Below are 14,578 nucleotides of genomic sequence, written 5' to 3' on the forward strand. Positions count from 1 at the left end.
CGCAGGCGACGAGGGCGGCGAGGATGCGCTGCCAGAGCCCGCGTTGGCTCCAGCGGTTCCAACGGTTGAAGACGGTGGCGTATGGCCCCTATTCCGGCGGCAGGGCACGCCAGCGGCAGCCTTCGCGCAGCCGGTGCACGATGCCGCCGATCCCCCGCCGGTCGTCCACGCGCCGCGGCCCGGTGTGGACCATCGCCGGATGCGGCTCGCTCGCCGCCCACGGCACGTCGCTCAGCCCGAACAGGCGCGACACGGTCCATCCCCCCGCCGTTGGGCAGGGCGAATCACCGCACCGTTCCCACGGCAATTGGGTACAGACCCTAGCGGGGCACTGCGGGTATAGTCGCCGACGACTCGGTGACCGGCCTCTTCCGCCTGCGCCTCGGCGGGGACCGCTGGGAGCGCATCGGCCCGGGCGACGCCCCGGTGCAGGTCTGGGCGGTGACGGTGCATCCGACGCGGCCGCGCACCCTGCTCGCCGGCACCTCGCCGGTCGGCGTCTGGCGCAGCGACGACGCCGGCGCGACCTGGCGCTTCGCGCCGAGCTCCGTCATGCCGGACCGCATGGAGATGGGGCAGTTCGTCAACCGGGTGATGCGCATCGCCGTGGACCCGGCGCATCAGGACGAGATCTACGCCGCGCTCGAGGTCTGCGGCGTGATCCGCAGCCTCGACGGCGGCGAGACCTGGACCGACTGCAGCGCCGACCTGATCGCCAGGAGCGAGCGCGCGCCGCACCTGAGGAGCGCGATCCTTACCGCCTCGCCGAGCGAGGGGATGCTGGACGCGCATGCGCTCTGCGTCAGCCCGGCCGATCCGCGCGCGGTGCTGCTCGCGGTGCGGATGGGGCTGTTCCGCAGCGAGGACCGGGCGGAGACGTGGCGCGACTTGGAGGTCGGGCGGTTCTCGCCGGTCACCTACGGGCGCGACATCCGCGTCAGCCCGCACGACCCGCGCACGCTCTACGCCTGCCTCAGCACCTCGGCGAACGGGGCGACCGGCTCGATCGTGCGCTCGCGCGACCTCGGGCGGAGCTGGGCGCGCTTCAACCACGGGCACGCGGTGCGAAGCACGATGATGGCGGTGGCGCCGCATCCGCGCGACCCCGCGATGGTGTTCGGCGCCGCGCGCAAGGGGCAGGTGTTCGGCACGCTCGACGGCGGGGAGAGCTGGCGCGAGACGCGGCTGCCCGGAAACGCCGGAATGGTCTACGCGCTGGCGGTGGGGTGAGCGCGGGCGGCGCCCCGCCCTCCGGCGCGCTTCCGGCTGCCGGCGGCGCTGGCCGTTCCCCGGGCAGCGGTCTCGCCGGGCGATGCGCCGGGGTGTCGGCGTGGGGGCGCACGGGGCCTTCCGGCCCCCATTGCCTCGCGCCGCGGAAAGGGCCATCTGCCGATTTGCGCAGCCGGGGCCGGGACACTAGTGTCGGTGCCGGACACCACCGGGACGGGCGCCGCCGCCGCGAGGCGGGCGCGCAGGGATCGAGGCGGAGACGATGGGTTCCTTCAGCATCTGGCATTGGTTGGTCGTGCTGGCGGTCGTCCTGCTGCTGTTCGGCGGCAGCGGGAAGATCAGCAGCCTGATGGGCGATCTCGCCAAGGGCATCAAATCGTTCAAGAAGAACATGAGCGACGAGGCCGACGCCTCGATGGAGGCGCAGGCCACCACCACGGCTCAGCCTGCCGGCTCGATCACCGGGCCGTCCACGGCCGGCGCCGCCCCGTCCGCGCCGCCGTCCACCGCCGCGGCGGGCTCGGCGGAGACCAGCCGCCCCGCCGCCTGAGGCGGGCCGGTCGCCGCGGCTCCCGCGAGGGCTCGGCAGGGCGGGACCCGGCACGGCCCTCCGCAGCGGCCGCCGGCTTCCCCTCCCGGTAGCGGCGGTCAGGGCCGTGCCGCCCGGTGCGCGTCGCGCCTGCAGGTGAGGCGGCGGGCGCCGGGCATCCTGCGCCCGCGAGCAGGCCGGAGGGGCTGGGGCCGCCCCTCAGCCGACCCGCAGCAGTCCCGGTCCGTGGTTCCGCAGCCACTCCACCGCGGCGTCGCGGTGCGGTGTCAGCTTCTCGACCTCGGCCCAGAAGCGTGGCGAGTGGTTCATCTCGCGCAGGTGGGCCACCTCGTGCGCCACGACGTAGTCCAGCACCCAGTCGGGCGCCATCACGAGGCGCCAGGAGAAGGCCAGCGTGCCGTCCGGCGCGCAGCTTCCCCAGCGGCTGCGGGTGTCCTTCAGCCGGATCGCCTTGGGCTTCACCCGGAGCGCCGCGGCGTGGCCCGCGACCAGCGTGCCGATCCGCCGCCGCGCCTCGCGCCGCAGGAAGTCCGAGACCCGCCGGGCGAGGAATTCCGGCTCGCCGGAAACCAGGATCTCGCCGGCCGCCAGCACCACCCCGCCGCGCAGCTCGGGAGCGTGGCGGATCACGTGGGGAATGCCGCCGAGCGGGACCGCGGCCCCGGGCGCGAAGGGGATGGGCGGCGACAGCGCGGCGAGGCGCTCCATCACCCAGGCGGCGTGCGCGGTCAGCAGCGCCATGCCCGCCCGACGGCCGGCGCGCGGCGGCAGGGTCACCACCACCGCGCCGGCACGCGGATCTATGCGCAGCGAGACGCGGCGCGCGCGCGGCGACCGCCGCCAGCGCACCAGGCATTGCACCGGCGGAGAGGAGGCCCGGAGGGGCAGCGCGACGGTTTCGGGCTGGGTCGTCGGGTCCATGGCGCCAACATGGCCTGCCGGCCGCTTCCTGTTCAATGGCTTGACACGGACTGCTGCGAAACGGTGTGATGAGTGGCCGGGGCCCGCCCCCCGCCGCCGGACGGCTGGCCTGCCGCCCGGGGCGATCCGCGGGCTCCCGCTGTCCGCGAAGCGGCGGGTCCCCCCGGGCGGCTGGCCCTCTCCGGCGGGGGCCGCGGCGGCCGGCGGCGCGGCCTGCGGGGCCATGCCGCTCCTGCCGAGAGCCGATCGCGGGCGGCTGGAGACAGCCGGAAGCGCGATTCACCTCGGCGGACAACGAGCCAGGGCCGCTGCAGGGGGCACGGCCGGGCGAAAGCGGCCCTAGCCCGGCAGGTGCTTCAGCTCGATCTCGACGAAGCTGAGGGCCTCGGCGCCGGCGTTGATGACGTTGTGCTCCACGCCGGCGTCGCGGGCGTAGCTGACGCCGGCCGCGAGGGCGGCGGTCGCCGTCCCGCCGCCCGGCAGCTCGAGGAGGAGCGTGCCGTCGGTGACCGGCACGACGACATAGGCGAGGCCGTGGCGGTGCCAGCCGGTTTCCGCGCCCGGCGCGAAGTCCCAGCGCGAGACGCGCACATGCGCATCGTCGTGCTGCACGGTGCAGATCGCGGGCGGGCGGCAGCGCAGCGGCTCCCGCCCCGGCCCGCTGCTGCCCGCGCTCATTCGGCCGCCTGCGCCGGGGCGAGGCCGGGCAGCGGCAGCACGCCCGCCGCCTGCTGCGCCGCCCACACCGCCTCCGCCTGCTCGCGCGTGAGCGGCAGGTGCGGCGGACGGATGGTGCGCCAGCCGGCATCCCCGGTGCTGCGCGCCATGATCTCGCGCAGGCCGGGGATCAGCGGCACGCTGGTCGCGGCCTTGCGCGAGGCGTTCAGCACCGCCTGCGCGGCGTCGGCCTCGGGTCCGGTGCGCTTGGCGCAGACGATCGCGCCGAAGCGGGCGTTGATGTTGGCGGCCGCGGTGATGCAGCCGGCGCCGCCGTCGCCGAGGATGCGCTGCACGAACTCGTCGCTGCCGGAATAGACCTCGAAGCCGTCCCGGGCGAAGGCGTCGATCATCGCCTTCATGTTGGCGTAGTTGCCGGAGCTGTCCTTCACGCCCTTGATCACGCCGGGGAAGGCCTTGAGAAGGCGCTCGATCAGTGCCAGCGAGAACGGCACCGCGCTCTGCTGCGGGAAGTTGTAGAGGTAGATCCGCGGCGTGCCGCCGGTGCGGTTCACCAGTTCGGAGAAATAGGCGAACAGGCCGTCGTCGCTCGGGTTCTTGTAGTAGAAGGGCGGCAGGACGAGGACGCCGCGGCAGCCCAGGGCGGCGGCGTGGCGCGTCAGTTCCACGCTGTCGGTGAGCGCGGCGCAGCCGGTGCCGGGCAGCAGCGCGCCGGCCGGGATGCCGCGCGCGACCAGGCCCTCGAGGATCGCCTTGCGCTCGTGCAGGCCGAAGGAGTTCGCCTCTCCGGTGGTGCCGAGCACGCCGAGGCCGTTGCAGCCGTTGGCGAGCAGCCAGCGGCAATGCGCCGCCATGCGCTCGAGGTCCGGCGAGAGGTCCGGGTGCATGGGGGTGAGGACGGCGGCGTTGATGCCGCCGAAGAAGGCGTCCTGCATGGGGGGCCTCGCTGCTCCGTTGCTATGCCGTTCCGTTCCTGGCGCCGCGCCCCGGTGCACGCGCGGCGGCGGCCGCCGGCACGCGCCGCACCACCGTGCGCGGCCCCGCCCCGGCCGCTCGCGGCCGCGGCAGCGCGGGCGGCGGCGGGCCGGCGCGCCGGGGCCAGCGGCCGGGCCAGGCGGCCACATGATCCTCGAAGGCGCCGGCGTCGCGCTCGCGCACCGCGCGACCGCGCACCGACACTCCCGCCCTGTGCACCGTCTCCGGGTCGCCGGAGACGAGCGGGTGCCACCAGGGGAGGTCCTTGCCCTCCGCGAGCAGCCGGTAGGCGCAGGTCGGCGGCAGCCAGTCCGCCGCCGCGACGCGCCGCGGCGTCAGCTTCACGCAGTCCGGCACCCAGCGGCGCCGGCGCTCGTAGTCGGCGCAGCGGCAGCTCGCGATGTCGAGCAGGCGGCAGGCGACCTCGGTGAAGGCGAGGGCGTCCGTCTCCTCGTCGCGCAGCTTGTGCAGGCAGCAGCGGCCGCAGCCGTCGCACAGCGATTCCCACTCGGCGCGGGTCATCGCCGCGAGGGTCTTGGCGCGCCAGAACGGGACCGGGACGGGCACGGGCGCACTCTACCGGCCAGCGGGGACGGCGCAAGGCGGCCGCGGAGCGCCGGAGGCGCCCCCGGCGCTCAGTGCCCCGCGTTCTCGCCCGAGAAGTCGGGCGGCTGCAGGCCGCTCGCCAGGAGCTGGCGCGCGATCTCGGCCTTCAGCCGCTCCAGCCCCTCCGGCGTCCGCGCCTCGGCGCGCGCGACCAGCACGGCCTGGGTGTTGGAGGCGCGCAGCAGCCACCAGCCGTCCTCGGTGAGGACGCGCACGCCGTCCACGTCCACCACGCGGGCGCCGGCCGCGGCGAGCCGGTCCTTCACCTCCTGCACGATCGCGAATTTGCGCTCCTCCGGGCAGTCGAAGCGCAGCTCCGGCGTGTTGACCACCCTCGGCAGCGCGGCGCGGATCGCCGAGAGCGGGCGGTCGGCGCGGGCGATCACGCCGAGCAGGCGCACGGCGGCGTAGAGCGCGTCGTCGAAGCCGTACCAGCGGTCGGCGAAGAAGATGTGGCCCGACATCTCGCCGGCGAGGGGGGCGCCGGTCTTGGCCATCTTCGCCTTGATCAGCGAGTGGCCGGTCTTCCACATCAGCGGCTTGCCGCCGGCCTTCGCGATCTCGTCGAACAGCACCTGGCTCGCCTTGACGTCGGCGATGACGGTGGCGCCGGGGTGCTCGCGCAGCACGTCGCGCGCGAGGATCACCATCATCTGGTCGCCGAACAGGATCTCGCCCTGGTCGTCCACCAGGCCGATGCGGTCGGCGTCGCCGTCGAAGGCGACGCCGAGATCGGCCTTCTCGCGGGCCACCTCGGCGATGAGCTGGGCGAGGTTGCGCGGCACGGTGGGGTCGGGGTGATGGTTGGGGAAGGTGCCGTCCACCGCGGCATTGATGACGAAGTGCTCGCCGGGGAGGCGTGCGACGAGGCGCTTCAGCACCTCGCCCGCGGCGCCGTTGCCCGGGTCCCAGACGACGCGCAGCCGCCTGCCCTCGCCGCCGTCGTAGTCGCGGAGCAGGCGGGCGACGTACTCCTCGGCGATGTCCACGCGCGCGTCGGAGCCCTCGGCGGAGACGGGGACCACGTCGCCCTCCGCCGCCATGCGGCCGATCTCCCGGATCTGCGCGCCGAAGAACGGCTTCTTGCCCAGCATCATCTTGAAGCCGTTGTAGTCCGGCGGGTTGTGGCTGCCGGTGACCATCACCGCGCCGTCGGTGCCGAGCGCGTGGGCCGCGTAGTAGAGCATCGGCGTCGGCCCGAGGCCGATGCGCAGCACCGCGAGCCCGCAGGCGCGCAGGCCGGCGACCAGCTGCGGCTCGAGGTCGGGCGAGGAGAGCCGGCCGTCGTAGCCGACCGCGACGCGGCCGCCGGTGCCGCGCTCGCGCACGACGACCGAGCCGAAGCAGCGGCCGATGGCGAAGGCGTCCTCGGGCTTCAGCGTCTTCCCGACGACGCCGCGGATGTCGTACTCGCGCAGCACGGTCGGGTCGAAGCGGTGGCGGAAGGCGGTCATCCGGCAGGTTCTCCGCGAACTGGCCCGTCAGGGGCGGCCGATGGAGTGGTAGCGGAACCCGGCCTCGCGCATCGCCGCCGGGTCCCAGACGTTGCGCAGGTCGAGCACGACGTCGCCGCGCATCGCCGCGCGGAGCCGGGCGGGCGAGAGCGCCCGGAACTCGTTCCATTCGGTCAGCAGCACCAGCGCGTCGGCGCCTTCCGCCGCCTCCAGCGCGCCGGCGGCGTATTCGACGGCGGCGGGCAGCAGCGCGCGCGCGTTCTCCATCCCGGCGGGGTCGAAGGCGCGCAGGCGCGCGCCCGCCTCGACGAGGCGCGGGACGACGGCGAGGGAGGGGGCGTCGCGCATGTCGTCGGTCTCGGGCTTGAAGGTGAGGCCGAGGACGGCGACCAGCCTGCCCGCGACCGAGCCGCCGCAGGCGGCGATGACGCGCTCCGCCATGCGCGCCTTGCGCGCCTCGTTGACGGCGATGGTAGTCTCGATCAGGCGCGAGGGGGCGCCGAGGTCCTGCGCGGTGCGGGCGAGGGCGAGCGTGTCCTTGGGGAAGCAGCTGCCGCCGTAGCCCGGGCCGGGGTGGAGGAACTTGCGGCCGATGCGGCCGTCGAGGCCGATGCCGCGCGCCACGTCGTGCACGTCCGCGCCGGCCTTCTCGCAGAGATCGGCCATCTCGTTGATGAAGGTGATCTTCATCGCGAGGAAGGCGTTGGCGGCGTACTTGATCAGCTCCGCGGTCTCGATCGAGGTGGCGACGATCGGCGTCTCGATCAGGTAGAGCGGGCGGTAGAGGCGGCGCAGCACCTCGCGCGCGCGCTCCGAATCGGTGCCGATCACCACGCGGTCGGGGCGCATGAAGTCGGCGATGGCGCTCCCCTCGCGCAGGAACTCCGGGTTGGAGGCGACGGCGATGTCGAGCTCGGGGCGGAGGCGGCGCACCAGCTCCTGCACGCGCCGGCCGGTGCCGACCGGGACGGTGGACTTGGTGACCAGCACCAGCGGGCCTTCGGCGGCGCGCGCCACCTGCTCGGCGGCGGCGAAGACGTAGCTGAGGTCGGCGTGGCCGTCGCCGCGCCGGCTCGGGGTGCCGACGGCGAGGAAGACCGCATCCGCGCCGGCCACCGCGGCGGCGAGGTCGGTGGTGAAGGAGAGCCGGCCGTCGCGCAGGTTGTCGGCGACCAGGCGATCGAGGCCCGGCTCGTAGATCGGCACGCGGCCCTCGCGCAGCGCGGCGATCCGGGCGGCGTCCGTGTCCACGACGCGCACCTCGACCCCGAATTCCGCGAAGCACGCGCCCGAGACCAGGCCGACATAGCCGGCTCCCACCATCGCGATGCGCATCCGCCGTCACTCCCTTCCGATCGCGTGATGCGTGGCCCGCGCGGGGCCGACAAGACATTTCCCGGGGAGGAGCTCCATGGCGCCTGCCCCGTCAGGCCGTCGCCCTGGCGGGGGCGCGCGCCGCCTGGCCCGGCTCCTCGGGCAACAGCGCGCGCAGGCGCTCGAGGTCGCGTTCGGCGCGGCAGGCGAGATAGCGCAGGCCGCGGGCCTCCGGCGTCAGGATCGGGAAGGCGGTCAGGCCGATGTCGGCATAGACGCGCAGCAGCTCAGGCCCGACCCGCCAGAAGGCGGGGTCCACGCCGGCGCGCTCGCAGATGTCGCGGAAGCGCCAGATCGCGGAGATGCGGTCGCGCTCCTCGCCCATCGGGTCGCCGAGACCGAGCCAGACGCCCTCGCGCTTGAGGAAGGCGAAGCCGGCGCGGCCCTGCTCGCCGAACACCGCGCCGTCCGCCTCCGCCGGGGCGAGCGCGCCGAGGGCGGCGAGGCGGCGGCGCGTCTCGGCGTCGTACGGGACCGGGCCGAAGCGCGCCGGGCGCAGCAGGCGGGCGAGGGCGACGAGCAGAAGCACGGCGGCGAGGCCGACGGTGAAGCGGAGCGAATCCGGGGCGTCGGGCGAGAGCACCACGCCCCACCAGCTCTCGCCGGCGACGCGCCCGCCATAGGCCACCAGGGCGAGGACGATGGCGCAGCCGGCGACCGCGCCGAGGGCGAACAGCGTCTCGCCGCTGAGCGGCTCGGCGAGCAGGCGCGCGTCGCGGTAGAAGGCGCCGCGCACCGCGGCGAGCAGCCCGGCGACGAGGAGGAAGGCGCCCCAGACCCACCAGGTGTCGCCGCGCAGCCCGGTGATCAGCGCGCCGAGCAGCAGCAGCGCCAGCGCCGCCGCCCAGGCGATGCGCAGCCGGCGCATCAGGCCGTAGCCCATCACGAGCAGCAGGCTGCCGACGACGGAGGCGGCGAAGTGCGAGGCGAGCGCCGCCGCCCGCCCGCCCCAGGCCTCGATGTCGGACCCCCCGGTCGGCAGGGCGCCGATGAAGAGCAGCACCGTGCCGCCGAGGCCGACCAGCGAGGCGAGCGCCGGCACCTCGAACGGTGCCCCGCCGCCCACCGCGGCGGTGATCCGCGCCAGGGCGGCGCGGCGCTGCGACAGCTCGAAGGCGGCGAACAGCGCGCCGGCGAGGAACAGCGGGACGATGTAGTAGTAGAGGCGGAACAGCAGCAGCGCCCCGACCAGCTGGGCGGTGCCGAGATAGGGCTGCAGCCCGAGCAGCATGGTGCCGTCGAAGACGCCGATGCCGCCGGGGACGTGGGCGAGGAGCCCCGCGGTCAGGGCGGCGACGTAGACGCCGAGGAACTTGAGGAAGGTGAGGTCCGGGGCGGGCGGCAGCAGGGTGTAGAAGATCGCCGCCGTCACCGCGACCTCGGTGCTGGCGAGCGCGGTCTGCGCGATCGCCATGCGGAAGCCGGGCAGGTCGATCCGGTGGCCGAACAGATTGAGGTGGGGCACGAAGCGCGCGAGGGTGACGTAGGCGACGACGACCGCCCAGAGCAGCAGGGCGAAGGCGCGGACGACCCAGTGCGAGGCGGCGTCGCCGACCCAGGGCACCATCTCGGGCTCGAACATCAGCACCGCGCCGCCGAGCGCGAACCCGCCGAGGCCGAAGGTGAGCGAGGTGAAGGCGACGACCTTGGCGATCTCGAGCGGCGAGAGGCCCCAGGCGGCGTAGAAGCGATAGCGCACGGCGGCGCCCGAGACGGCGGCGAAGCCGATGTTGTGCGCGAGCGTGTAGGCGCAGAAGGAGGCGAGCGAGGTGCGCGCGTAGTCCACCGGATGTCCGGCGTAGATCGAGCCGAGCCGGTCGTAGACCGTGAGCAGCAGGTAGGCGGCGACGGTCCAGCCGGCGGCGAGCCAGAGCGAGGCGGGCGGGATGGCGCGCAGCGCTGCGCCGATCTCGGCCACCGAGAGGCCGCGGAACTCGCGCTGGAGGACATAGATCGCGCCGACCAGCAGGGCGAGGCCGAAGACCGTCGGCCCGTAGGCGCGGAGCAGGGGCCAGGCGCGGCTCACGCCGGGGCGGCCTCCTCCTTCGCGCTGCCGCGGGCGAGGGCCGCTTCGATCAGGCCGATGGTGCCGGGGATGCCGTAGAGCGCGACGAAGGCGCCGAAGCGCGGCCCTTCCGGCTGGCCGAGCAGCACCTGGTAGAGGGCGTCGAACCAAGCCCGCGAGACGCCGATGCGGCCGTCCTTGGTGCGCTCGAGGAAGGGCTCGCGCCGGCCGGCGTCGTAGACGAGGTCCTGGATCGCCCGGGCGCGCTCCTCGAACGGCAGCGCCTCGAGGTCGCCGACGCGCTCGCGCAGCGCGTGCAGCAGCGCCTCGAGCGCGGCGCGCTCCGCCGCGGTCGGGGCGCGGTGGCGCTTGTTGGGCTCGACGAAGTCCTTGTAGTAGTTGATCGCGTGCTCGCACAGCCGCCTGAGCAGCGCGCCCTCCGCCGGCTCGTCCTGCGTCAGGGGGCGGCCCCGGTAGCGCTCGACGTAGCGGAGCAGGTGCTCCGGCTCGTCGCTGCCCAGCGCCGAGACCAGGTTGAGCAGCATCGAGAAGGGCACGGTGGCGACGCTCTCCGGCACCTCGCCGCCGAGGACGTGCCACACCGGGTTGGACCACAGCCGGTCGCGCGCCGCCCGCGCCAGCGGGTCGGCCCGCACCAGGGCCTCGAGGTCGGCGAGGCCGGTCGCGCGCCGGCGCTCGGCGAGGGTGCGCGCCTCGCGCGCAGCCTCCTCGAGCCGCGCCAGGTATTCGTCCACCGTGCGCGGGATCACGTCGAAATAGAGCCGCTTGGCCCGCTGCGGCGCCTGGTACATGAAGTAGCCGAGGCTCTCCGGCGGGGCGTAGCGCAGCCATTCCTCGATGGTCAGCCCGTTGCCCTTGGACTTGCTGATCTTCTGCCCGTGCTCGTCGAGGAACAGCTCGTAGGTGAAGCTGATCGGCGGCTCGGCCCCGAGGATGCGGCAGATCCGCGAGGAGAGGCGGACCGAGTCGATCAGGTCCTTGCCCGACATCTCGTAGTCCACGCCGAGCGCGTACCAGCGCAGCGCCCAGTCAGCCTTCCACTGCGCCTTGCAGGCCCCGCCCGTGACCGGGGTCTCGAAGCGCTCGCCGGTCTCGGGGTCGCGCCAGACGATGGTGCCCTCCGCCGGGCGCGTCTCCTCCACCGCCACCTGCATCACCACGCCGGTCCGCGGGTGGATGGGGAGGAAGGGCGAGTAGGTGGCGCGCCGCTCCGGCCCGAGGGTCGGCAGGATCACGGCGCGGACCTCGTCGTGCACCTCGAGCATGCGCCGGAGCGCGGCGTCGAAGCGGCCCGAGCGGTAGTACTCGGTCGCGGAGGCGAACTCGTATTCGAAGCCGAAGGCGTCGAGGAAGGCGCGCAGCCGCGCGTTGTTGTGCGCGCCGAAGCTCTCGTGCGTGCCGAAGGGGTCGGGGATGGCGGTCAGCGGCCTGCCGAGGTGGCGCGCCAGCATCTCCCGGTTCGGCACGTTGTCCGGGACCTTGCGCAGCGCGTCCATGTCGTCGCTGAAGGCGATCAGGCGGCTCGCCCGCCCTGGCATCAGTCGCGCGAAGGCGCGGCGCACCCAGGTGGTGCGCGCGACCTCGCCGAAGGTGCCGATGTGCGGCAGGCCGGAGGGGCCGTAGCCGGTCTCGAACAGCGCCTCGCCCTTGCCGGAGGTCCTCAGGCGCTCGGCGACCTTGGCCGCCTCGTCGAAAGGCCAGGCCTTGACGGCGGAGAGGTCGGGCGGCGGCGGGGTGTCGTCCGGCATCGGGGTCGCTGTCGGGGAGCGCGGGTTCGGGCCCGCGTTATAGGGGCGGCGGTGGGGGCGCGCGACCCCGGCGTGGCGACTGCGGCCGGACCGCGCGTGCGGGGCGGTGCGCCCGCCGGGCGGGGGGTGGTATCGGCGGGCGCGTCTCCGCCCCTAGAATGAGCCGATGTCGCCTGCCGCGCCTGCCGCCTCCGCGATTCCGCCGCGCCTCGCCCTGCCGCTGGTGCCGGCACTGGTGGCGGGCGGCGGGGGGCGCGCCACGCTGCTGACGCCGGACGGCGAGATCGCGACGCTGGCGGCGGAGCGGCTGGCGGCGCGGCTGCGCGAGCTGCCGCCGCCGCTGCTGGTGCACGCGCCGGCCACCGCGCGCCGGCTCGGGCTGCCGCCCTTTCCCGCGGCCTACGACCTCCTGGAGCTGTTCGCCTTCTGCCTGCCCGCGCGCGCCGCCGCGCCCACGCCGCGCGGCCTCGCGATCGCGCTCGGGATGGACCCGCCGCGCAACGACGAGGCCGCCGCGGCGCTGCTGCCGGAGATGGCGGCGGCGCTGCTGCGCCGCCTCGCCGCCGGGCGCGAACGGCCGCTCAACCGCGACGCGGCGGCGCTCGCCGCGCGGATGCGGGAGGCGGCGAACTGGCCGTGGGCGGAGGCGGTGCTCGCCGCGCTCGGCAGGCCGCGCGCGAACCCCTCCTTCGACGCCTTCCGGGTCTGGCGCCGCCTGCCGGAATGGCAGGACACGGCGCCGCCCATGCCCGCCGCCTCGCATCCGGTGACGCCGGCGGAGGCGCGCGCGCGCCTTGCGGCGATCCTCGGCGAGGCGGCGGAGCAGCGGCCACAGCAGGCGGACTACGCCTCCGCCGCCGCGGCCGCCTTCGCGCCGCGCGAGCAGCGCGGCGCGCCGCATGTGGTGCTCGCCGAGGCCGGCACCGGGACGGGCAAGACGCTCGGCTACGTCGCGCCGGCGAGCCTCTGGGCGGAGAAGAACGGCGCGCCGGTCTGGATCGCGACCTACACGCGCAACCTGCAGCGCCAGATCGAGCAGGAACTCGCCCGGCTCTACCCCGACCCGGAGGAGCGGCGACGCCTCGTCGTCGTGCGCAAGGGGCGGGAGAACTACCTCTGCCTCCTCAACATGGAGGAGATGCTGGGGCAGGCGATGCTCGCCGGCCTGGTCGTGCCGCTGGCGCTGGTGGCGCGCTGGGCGCTGGCGACGCGCGACGGCGACCTGATGGGCGGCGACTTCCCGGGCTGGCTCGCCGAGCTGTTCGGGCCGGCGGCGATCGCCCCGCTCGCCGACCGGCGCGGGGAGTGCATCCATTCCGCCTGCGCACACTACAAGAAGTGCTTCGTCGAGCACTCGATCCGCCGCGCCCGCTCGGCGCGCATCGTGGTGGCGAACCACGCGCTGGTGATGGTGCAGGCGGCGTTCGGTGGCGGCGAGGACGGACGGCCGATCCGGCTGGTGTTCGACGAGGGGCACCACCTGTTCGACGCCGCCGACGCCGCCTTCTCCGCGGCGCTGACCGGGGCCGAGACGGCGGAGCTGCGCCGCTGGCTGCTCGGCGCGGAGGGCGGCGCGCGCAGCCGCGCCCGCGGGCTGCGCCGGCGGCTGGAGGAGCTCATCGGCGAGCGGCCGGACCTGCTCGCCCCGCTCGAGGCCGCGCTCGAGGCGGCGCGCGCCCTGCCGGGGCCGGGCTGGATGACGCGCCTCGCCGAGGACCGGGCGGACGGCGCGGGCGCGGAGCGGCGCAACCCAACGGAGGCGTTCCTGCGCCGGGTGCGGCGCCAGGTGCTGGCGCGCGCGGCGGCGGACGAGGGGATGTACGACCTCGAATGCGACCTCCACCCGCTCGGCGAGGGGCTGGCCGAGGCCGCGGAGGCGCTCGGGCGCGCGCTGGAGCGGATCCGCGGGTCGCTCGCGGCGCTGCGCGAGCGGCTGGCGGCGCGGCTCGAGGACGAGGCGGAGGAGCTGGAGCTCGGCGAGCGCCTGCGCATCGAGGCGCAGTGCCGCGCGCTGGAGCGCCGCGCCCTCGCCCCGCTCGCCGCCTGGACGGCGATGCTCGGGGCGCTCGCCGGGCCGCCGCGCGCGGCGGGGGAGCGGCCGGACTTCGTGGACTGGCTGGCGCTGGAGCGGCGCGACGGGCGGGACGTGGACGCGGGGCTCCACCGGCGCTGGCTCGACCCGACGGTGCCCTTCGCGACGGCGGTGGCGGCGCCGGCGCACGGGCTGCTGATCACCTCGGCCACCCTGCGCGACCGCGCCGGCGGCGAGGAGGAGGACCCGGAGGCCGCCTGGCACGCGGCGGAGGCGCGCACCGGCGCCGTCCACCTGCCGCTGCCGGCGATCCGCGCCGCGGTGCCCTCGCCCTTCGACTACGCGGCGCGGACCCGGGCCTTCGTCGTCACCGACGTCGCCCGCGACGATCCCGGGCAGGTGGCGGCGGCGTTCCGTGCGCTGTTCCTCGCCGCCGGGGGCGGTGCGCTCGGCCTGTTCACGGCGATCCGCAGGCTGCGCGAGATCCATGCGCGCATCGCCCCGGCGCTGGCCGAGGCGGGCATCCCCCTCTATGCCCAGCACGTGGACGCGATGGACAACGCGACCCTGGTGGACGTCTTCCGCGCCGAGGAGGAGAGCTGCCTGCTCGGGACCGACGCGATGCGCGACGGGGTGGACGTGCCGGGCCGCTCGCTCCGGCTGCTGGTGTTCGACCGGGTGCCCTGGCCGCGGCCCTCGATCCTGCACCGCGAGCGGCGGACGCATCTCTCCGAGGGACGGCCGAAGGAGTACGACGACGCCCTGGCGCGGCACCGGCTGCGCCAGGCCTTCGGGCGGCTGATCCGGCGCGCCGACGACCGCGGTGTGTTCGTGCTGCTCGACCGCTCCTGCCCCTCGCGCCTGCTCGCCGGACTGCCGGCGGGGGTGGTGGCGCGCCGGGTCGGGCTGCGGGAGGCGGTGGCGGAGACGCGCGCCTTCCTGTCCCGGCCGTGACCGCTGTCACAGGCGTGAACGGTGCCCGGT

Annotated in this window: 12 protein-coding genes; 3 read left to right on the top strand and 9 right to left on the bottom strand. The window is 75.4% G+C overall.

Annotated elements, in window-relative coordinates; genetic code table 11:
- Positions 1 to 88: 88 nt before the first annotated feature.
- Positions 89 to 253, bottom strand: coding sequence for a transposase (locus K1J50_RS10960; protein ID WP_220117754.1), 165 nt, complete (start codon positions 251 to 253; stop codon positions 89 to 91).
- 104 nt (positions 254 to 357) lie between these two features.
- Here K1J50_RS10960 and K1J50_RS10965 point away from each other — a divergent pair, with 104 nt between their 5' ends.
- Positions 358 to 1,230, top strand: a complete 873-nt coding sequence (locus K1J50_RS10965) for a WD40/YVTN/BNR-like repeat-containing protein (protein ID WP_220117755.1) — start codon at positions 358 to 360, stop codon at positions 1,228 to 1,230.
- 262 nt (positions 1,231 to 1,492) lie between these two features.
- Positions 1,493 to 1,780 (top strand): twin-arginine translocase TatA/TatE family subunit, encoded by a 288-nt coding sequence (locus K1J50_RS10970; RefSeq protein ID WP_220117756.1) that lies wholly within the window; start codon positions 1,493 to 1,495, stop codon positions 1,778 to 1,780.
- Between the two features lie 198 nt (positions 1,781 to 1,978).
- Here K1J50_RS10970 and K1J50_RS10975 read toward each other — a convergent pair whose 3' ends face one another.
- The 8 genes from K1J50_RS10975 to K1J50_RS11010 form a co-directional block, all read right to left on the bottom strand.
- On the bottom strand, positions 1,979 to 2,701 hold the full coding sequence (locus tag K1J50_RS10975) for a M48 family metallopeptidase (RefSeq protein ID WP_220117757.1): 723 nt from the start codon (positions 2,699 to 2,701) through the stop codon (positions 1,979 to 1,981).
- A 339-nt stretch (positions 2,702 to 3,040) separates the two neighbouring features.
- Complete coding sequence (locus K1J50_RS10980) at positions 3,041 to 3,379, bottom strand: cupin domain-containing protein (protein ID WP_304502911.1); 339 nt, start codon at positions 3,377 to 3,379, stop codon at positions 3,041 to 3,043.
- Positions 3,376 to 4,314, bottom strand: a complete 939-nt coding sequence (locus K1J50_RS10985; RefSeq protein ID WP_220117758.1) for a dihydrodipicolinate synthase family protein — start codon at positions 4,312 to 4,314, stop codon at positions 3,376 to 3,378. Before K1J50_RS10985 ends, K1J50_RS10980 begins: the two co-directional genes overlap by 4 nt.
- Positions 4,315 to 4,336: 22 nt before the next feature.
- Entirely contained in the window at positions 4,337 to 4,876 is a 540-nt protein-coding gene (locus tag K1J50_RS10990) for a YcgN family cysteine cluster protein (protein WP_408869370.1), read from the bottom strand.
- 113 nt (positions 4,877 to 4,989) lie between these two features.
- Positions 4,990 to 6,414, bottom strand: a complete 1,425-nt coding sequence (pgmG, locus tag K1J50_RS10995; RefSeq protein ID WP_220117760.1) for a phosphoglucomutase/phosphomannomutase PgmG — start codon at positions 6,412 to 6,414, stop codon at positions 4,990 to 4,992.
- 27 nt (positions 6,415 to 6,441) lie between these two features.
- Complete coding sequence (locus K1J50_RS11000) at positions 6,442 to 7,749, bottom strand: UDP-glucose dehydrogenase family protein (protein WP_220117761.1); 1,308 nt, start codon at positions 7,747 to 7,749, stop codon at positions 6,442 to 6,444.
- Between the two features lie 91 nt (positions 7,750 to 7,840).
- Complete coding sequence (locus tag K1J50_RS11005; protein ID WP_220117762.1) at positions 7,841 to 9,814, bottom strand: lysylphosphatidylglycerol synthase domain-containing protein; 1,974 nt, start codon at positions 9,812 to 9,814, stop codon at positions 7,841 to 7,843.
- Entirely contained in the window at positions 9,811 to 11,562 is a 1,752-nt protein-coding gene (locus K1J50_RS11010; protein WP_220117763.1) for a lysine--tRNA ligase, read from the bottom strand. The genes K1J50_RS11005 and K1J50_RS11010 overlap by 4 nt, the downstream gene beginning before the upstream one ends.
- A 166-nt stretch (positions 11,563 to 11,728) precedes the next feature.
- Here K1J50_RS11010 and K1J50_RS11015 point away from each other — a divergent pair, with 166 nt between their 5' ends.
- A complete protein-coding gene (locus K1J50_RS11015; RefSeq protein ID WP_220117764.1) occupies positions 11,729 to 14,548 on the top strand; it encodes an ATP-dependent DNA helicase in 2,820 nt (939 codons plus the stop codon).
- The last annotated feature ends 30 nt before the right edge of the window (positions 14,549 to 14,578 follow it).

Source organism: Caldovatus aquaticus, from assembly GCF_019458025.1.
Lineage (GTDB): Bacteria > Pseudomonadota > Alphaproteobacteria > Acetobacterales > Acetobacteraceae > Caldovatus > Caldovatus aquaticus.